This is a genomic window from Neobacillus drentensis (assembly GCF_036966985.1).
GTDB lineage: Bacteria > Bacillota > Bacilli > Bacillales > Cytobacillaceae > Neobacillus > Neobacillus drentensis_E.
The window spans coordinates 1-6,283 of sequence record NZ_JBALSN010000268.1; the positions used below are offsets into that span (position 1 = coordinate 1).

5 protein-coding genes and 1 rRNA gene are annotated in these 6,283 nt (G+C 39.7%); 2 read left to right on the plus strand and 4 right to left on the minus strand.

Annotated elements, in window-relative coordinates:
• Positions 1-97: ribosomal RNA gene (locus tag V7659_RS17955) — 16S ribosomal RNA — on the minus strand; the annotation flags it as partial.
• A 466-nt stretch (positions 98-563) separates the two neighbouring features.
• Between V7659_RS17955 and V7659_RS17960 the strand changes: the two genes are divergently transcribed.
• Both V7659_RS17960 and ilvA read left to right on the plus strand, forming a co-directional pair.
• The gene (locus V7659_RS17960; RefSeq protein ID WP_335541166.1) at positions 564-2,597 is read left to right on the plus strand and encodes a Na+/H+ antiporter; all 2,034 of its coding nucleotides are present in this window, start codon (positions 564-566) and stop codon (positions 2,595-2,597) included.
• A gap of 181 nt (positions 2,598-2,778) precedes the next feature.
• Positions 2,779-3,951, plus strand: a complete 1,173-nt coding sequence (gene ilvA / locus V7659_RS17965) for a threonine ammonia-lyase (RefSeq protein WP_335452512.1) — start codon at positions 2,779-2,781, stop codon at positions 3,949-3,951.
• 30 nt (positions 3,952-3,981) lie between these two features.
• On the opposite strand, the gene V7659_RS17970 is transcribed toward ilvA, so the two are convergent.
• The 3 genes from V7659_RS17970 to V7659_RS17980 form a co-directional block, all read right to left on the minus strand.
• A complete protein-coding gene (locus V7659_RS17970; RefSeq protein ID WP_335541167.1) occupies positions 3,982-4,797 on the minus strand; it encodes a sugar nucleotide-binding protein in 816 nt (271 codons plus the stop codon).
• Between the two features lie 72 nt (positions 4,798-4,869).
• Positions 4,870-5,208 (minus strand): zinc ribbon domain-containing protein YjdM, encoded by a 339-nt coding sequence (locus tag V7659_RS17975; protein WP_335541168.1) that lies wholly within the window; start codon positions 5,206-5,208, stop codon positions 4,870-4,872.
• Positions 5,209-5,273: 65 nt separating this feature from the next.
• Complete coding sequence (locus V7659_RS17980) at positions 5,274-6,173, minus strand: GNAT family N-acetyltransferase (protein ID WP_335541169.1); 900 nt, start codon at positions 6,171-6,173, stop codon at positions 5,274-5,276.
• Between the last annotated feature and the right edge of the window lie 110 nt (positions 6,174-6,283).

The following is a 6,283-nucleotide window of genomic DNA, read 5'->3' on the forward strand; positions in this document are numbered from 1 at the left end:
CCCGTCCGCCGCTAGACTCCGAAGAGTCTCGCTCGACTTGCATGTATTAGGCACGCCGCCAGCGTTCGTCCTGAGCCAGGATCAAACTCTCCAAGAAAGTTGATTAGCTCAATTTGTTACGTTGGCTCATGTTCTTCATATTATATAGAAGAAACACGATTAATATTGTTTGTTTGCACGATTTTGTTTGTTTAGTTTTCAAAGAACAATATATCACTATAAATTAGCGACAGCGAAATTAACTTTAACACTTCACCTTGAAAAAGTCAACTTCTTTTTGAAATTAACATCGCCGTCTCAGCGACGAATATTAATATAACAAATAATCTGCAGGTAAGTCAACTTCTTTTTGCAAAAAAGTTTAAACATAAATAAAGTTTTTAAAAGCATCATACTTTAACTAATTTGCACCATAATAAAATATTTTAGGGAAGTTCGTATTACCGAATGTGGCGAACAGCGTCTTCACTGTTCGCTTATTTTGTTGAAAATATGAAATTACTCTCTCTAATGTGTTGAAAAATATCTTTGTTACACAAAATACTTAAGAGAGGAGACCTGCAATGGAACTTTTTTTGCTTATACTTTTATTACTTGCTGTCATTGGATTATCTAGTTTCATCCATCATTTTTTGCCATACGTCCCAGTACCGCTGGTTCAAATTGCACTCGGGGTGTTACTTGCTTCGCTGCCGTTAGGCATTCATATCCCGATGGAACCGGAATTGTTCTTTGTTTTATTTATCGCTCCCCTACTTTTTCATGATGGTAAAAATGTTTCACGGCACGCATTATGGAAATTACGAAAACCAATCCTATTGCTGGCTCTTGGTCTTGTGTTTGTTACCGTATTCGCAATAGGATACTTAATCTATTGGCTGATTCCGTCGATTCCATTGCCTGCTGCTTTTGCTTTGGCTGCGATTCTTTCTCCGACCGATGTCGTTGCTGTGAGTGCCATTTCGAGCCGGGTGAAGATACCGGAAACGATTATGCATATCCTTGAAGGAGAGGGACTAATGAACGATGCCTCTGGATTGGTTGCATTTAAATTTGCGGTTGCCGCAATGGTAACAGGTGTTTTTTCATTGGCTCAGGCAAGCGGGAGTTTCATCGTAATTGCTATTGGCGGTCTGGCTGGCGGTGCACTTCTTTCGATACTAATCATTCAACTGAAAATCTTTATTCGCCGGCTGGGGATGGAGGATGTGACCATACACATGTTGATCCAACTTCTCACCCCATTCGTGATTTTTTACCTTATGGAGCATGTTCATCTCTCGGGTATTTTATCTGTCGTTGCGGCAGGTATTGTACATACCATCTATCGGGAACGTGACCAATCCCCTGCGATGAAATTGCAATTGGTTTCACAAAACACGTGGACGGTACTTATCTATATTTTGAACGGATTGGTGTTCGTTCTATTAGGCCTGCAAATTCCAAGTGTTATTAGTGAAATTTTCAAAGACCCATTGTTTAATAATTGGGAAGTGAGTAAGTATATTTTCATCATATCAACTGCACTTCTCTTCTTGCGCTTTTTATGGATTGGCGCGGCCTGGAAGTGGGAGTGGCTCAAGAAGGAAATCGAAATGCCCTCGATGAGAGCTATTGGGATTATCACTATCTCCGGAGTTAGAGGGGCGGTTACCCTAGCAGGGGCATTTACCATTCCATATGTCCTAGCCGACGGATCTCCCTTTCCGCAGCGTTCTTTAATTATTTTTATAGCTGCTGGAGTTATTCTAGTGACGCTCATAACAGCCAGTATCTTCTTGCCTATCCTTGCTAGAACGGAAAAAGTAAACGCCAATGAACAACGGGAAGAAATGTTGCGTGAGGCGAAACTGCGGACGATTGATTCAGCCATTCGTTCGATTCGTGAATTGATGAATGATGAGAATCGTGGCGCAGCGGTCTCGGTTATCGCCTCATACAATCAAATCCGAAATCAACTGAACACTGAAAATAATAAAAACTCCGAGCACTTAAAAATACTCGAAACTGAAATTCGGATGAAGGCCTTGGACGCTGAAGCCCTCTACATTGAAAAATTAAAAGTAGAGGGGAGAATAGACCGAGAAACTTATTATTTGTCTAATGAACATATTCAGAGGATGAGGCTTGCTGTGACCAATCGGATGCGCTTTAGAAGATTATTTATTGGGACACTGGCTAAAAGAGGTGTATTAAAACTAATTCAATTAATCATGCCGAAAAGCCAGCAACAGCTTGATACCCGCCAGGCACAATTAAAGAAAATGATTCAGTTAAAAATGAATATGGCTAAAGCCGCCATTAAGTCTTTAAATAACCAGATGACACCTGAAAATGAGCATGTGTATTTAGTGATTATCGGAGAATATAGCGAAATGCTCACGAAATTTAAATTAGCAAAAAAGGGTGTCGACTCTGCTCATTACAGAGATTTACAAAGAGAATTGCGTGTAAAGGCTTTCCAGGCTGAAAGAGATGAGATTCAGAATTTGTACGAAGAAGGAGAAATCACCACCGATATCATCCGGAAAATTCGTAAGCATATCAATATTCGGGAAGCCTATTGGATGGAAGAAAGTAGTCTCCATTCTCATTAGTATCCTACCGCAAACACGAAAAGAGAAGTGACAGCTTGGACAGACCTTATGCCTCTCTTTCTGCAATTAGTCTTTTCATGACATAGTTTATTTGCTCCAGTACATCCTAAAAAGAAGAACTTTTTTGGACGGAGGAGGAATTACATTGAACATTGACGATATCATCGTAGCACGTGAGAAAATGAAGGGAATTGTTCATGCCACTCCCCTTGATTACTCGAAAACATTTAGTCAGCTCGCTCATAATGAAATCTTTTTAAAACTGGAAAATCTCCAAAAGACAGGCTCCTTTAAAGTAAGGGGCTCGTACAATAAGCTTAATTCGTTATCAAAGGAAGAACTGGGAAAGGGTGTAGTTGCCGCATCAGCGGGAAATCACGCACAAGGGGTGGCCTATTCGAGCCAAATGCTTGGTGTTCCTTGTACCATAGTAATGCCAAAAGGTGCACCACTTAGTAAGATTCTGGCTACAAAGCAATATGGGGCAGAAGTTGTCCTAGAAGGGGCAGTATTTGATGACGCTCTCGCTTATGCATTAGAACTGAAAGAGCAAATGGGTGCTACCTTTATTCATGCTTTTGATGATGAAGAGATTATGACAGGGCAAGGAACGGTTGGATTAGAGATTCTTGATCAACTTCCTGAAGTAGAAGCTGTTATATGCCCTATTGGCGGCGGTGGACTGATTGCTGGTGTCGCTACGGCTATTAAGGAGAAAAACCCCAATATATCTGTATACGGTATTCAAGCACTTGCCTGCCCAAGTATGAAACAGTCCCTGTTTGAACATAAGCCTGTTATGGTGGATTCAACCCCTACAATGGCGGATGGAATAGCAGTGAAGAGACCGGGACTCAAACCGTTTGAAGTGGTTCAAAAATACGTGGACGATGTATTTTGTGTCGATGAAATGGAAATTGCAAGGACCATGCTTATGCTATTGGAAAGAAATAAACTGTTAGTAGAGGGTTCGGGTGCTGTCTCACTTGCTTCCTTACTTTATGAAAAAATAAATATAAAGGAGAAAAAAGTGGTGGCTGTGTTAAGCGGTGGGAATGTCGATATGAACTTTATCTCAAGAATTATTGAACGGGGCTTGGTTGAGTCTGGAAGATACGCTAATTTTATTATTACTTTAAAAGACAAACCTGGTGAACTGCAACGGGTCTTAGGCTCGATCACTGATTTAGATGCCAATGTTCAATCCGTTAATCTTCATCGAATTGGCAAGGATATTTATCCTGGCTATGCTCAAATTGAGATTTCGGTTGAGACTAAAAACCACGATCATATTGAGCTATTGCATAAAGCTCTGACTGAGAAAAACTATCATGTAGAAATGGGCCATTGTTAGAGTTATCTAGAGCTTGGGCAACCAAGCTCTTTATATTAGGTATCCTATAACCTCCTCGTTCGTACATTGTAGAAAATTTGGGAGATCCTCACGATTTGAGATTAATTGAAAATAATAAGTAACATCTTTGTCCTGATAAGATTGATAGCGTAATATGTTCTTTTCACTCGTAAGTTTACTTATGACCTGTTCAAAAAATTGCCCCTGCGTCATTCTATCCTTCGTACCTAAGTGAATGACCCCTTTTAGTTGGCTCTCAATGATGAAGTGTAGTTGTTTTGCTAACTGAACATCTAAAAGATTGTTACAGACCAAATTGTTATAGACATCAATTGTTTTATTATTTTTTATACTTTCTTTTATTAAATTCAATCTGGGAGAATTCTTCCCCCAGATTGCAGGGATTCGGATAACGATCACTCGTTCATCCAAAATTTCTTTAAGTATATTTTCACATGCAATTTTGAATTTTCCATATTCTGATTCAGCCATTGGTATATCTGATTCTGTGTGGGGTTTTAATAAATCGCCATCAAATACATTTGTAGTGGAAAAGTAATACACACGGCATTTAGTATGTTGTATTGCTAGCGCCAATTCCTTATGAAACATCAACTGTTGGTCAAAATCTCCTCTTAGGCAAGAAATCACGATGTCAGGTTTAATGGATTGTATAATTCCCCTCAACTTGTCGATTTGATGAACGTTCAGTTGGAACTGCTTCTCAACAGGGAGATTGGTTAACGAAGTGGAATAGGTTCCGTATAGATCAAATCCATCTTTAAATTCATTGAGTAAAGCTCTTCCAACAAGTCCGCTTGCGCCAAGAATAAGTACTTTTTCCATCACAATTTCCCCCTTGCAAAATAGAAATTTTTTCTATGTAAAAAGCTAGGTGTTATACCTAGCTCTTTGACCTTATAACTTTTTAACAAATTCAGATTTTAAGCTCATTGCGCCAAAATCATCAATTTTGCAATCAATATTATGGTCTCCATCCACTAAACGGATGTTTTTAACCTTCGTACCTGCCTTTAAAACTGATGAACTTCCTTTAACTTTCAGGTCCTTAATGACGGTGATAGAGTCCCCATCGTTTAAGACATTTCCATTGGAATCCTTCACCACTTTTAGATCCTCTTGTTCTACTTCTGATTCTAAGTTCCATTCATGAGCACATTCCGGGCAAACAAAAAGACTTCCATCCTCGTACGTGTATTCAGAATTACATTTTGGGCAATTAGGCAAATTAGACATTTGTACAATTCCTCCAATCATCCCTGTTATTCTAATACATTCGATGGGGTCTAGTCTATATTCGTTTAAGACTGCAAAATATATTCAAAACAGGCCACACCCTCCACTTGCTTAAAACCTTCCTTAATGTATAAAGCTTGTGCCCGCTCATTTTCTCCATTCACCGAGAGGATGGTTTTTTTATAGTTTTTTTCCTTTGCGAACTGAAGGGAAGCCCTTAGGAGAAGTCTGCCTAACCCTAGTCCCTGATATTCAGGAATGATAGCAAGCGGACCTATATTCATAATTGGAGCTCCCTCATATTCGTCGTCAGCCCCCCTTACGATACCAACTGGTGTTTCGAGATGATAAAGAATTTTCATACCGCCTTCTAAGTAATCGTTGCCTTCAGCCATTTTAGCCACCATTTCTGGAGTGACCGGTGTTTCATTGCCCTTGAGTTTTGCAAAACCAGTATTGCGGACTTCACTCCAAATCTTTTCATCTACCCCAGAACGAAATGATTTAATACGATAATCTTGCGGCATGTTCCATTCAAGAACATCACTGTCTTCCCTGATCAGCAAAAAGGCGTATCTCTCCACTGAAAAATCTAACTGCTTCATCACACTCATCAATCGTTGATTATTCAAAGGTATAAAAATGTAAATCTTCCTTAATCCTTCTGTATGCTTTAAAAGACCCTGCAGCAGTTCCTTATAAATGACGGGCTCCTCGACTTCGGAATGAAAGATTCGAAAGCGGGCCCTCTGTCCACGACGATTGTATTCATCAATGATCAGCGAAGCCGCCCCGATGATATCACCTTGTTGATCCATCACAATATAGGTCGGACTTTCGGCATTGGGCGTAAATTCCTTCAGATCCTCTTCGTACAAAAAAGAATCATCCACCTCATTCCGATGTTTCTTGCAATACTCAATAAAGCCAATAATCTTGTCCGGTTTCAGAACCTCTACCCTCATTTAGACACAACCCCCATTAAGAATACATTTTCAACTTATATATTCTTGAAAACCGCCTCGATTCCTTGTTTTCACTCTCTAGTAAAAAAAGAGTGCCTGACACCAATTCG

What these genes read in the sequence shown, in the direction of transcription:
- V7659_RS17960 (WP_335541166.1), top strand. Translation starts at nt 564, where the DNA reads ATGGAACTTTTTTTGCTTATACTTTTATTACTTGCTGTCATTGGATTA.
- ilvA (WP_335452512.1), top strand. Translation starts at nt 2,779, where the DNA reads ATGAAGGGAATTGTTCATGCCACTCCCCTTGATTACTCGAAAACATTT.
- V7659_RS17970 (WP_335541167.1), bottom strand. Translation starts at nt 4,797, where the DNA reads ATGGAAAAAGTACTTATTCTTGGCGCAAGCGGACTTGTTGGAAGAGCT.
- V7659_RS17975 (WP_335541168.1), bottom strand. Translation starts at nt 5,208, where the DNA reads ATGTCTAATTTGCCTAATTGCCCAAAATGTAATTCTGAATACACGTAC.
- V7659_RS17980 (WP_335541169.1), bottom strand. Translation starts at nt 6,173, where the DNA reads ATGAGGGTAGAGGTTCTGAAACCGGACAAGATTATTGGCTTTATTGAG.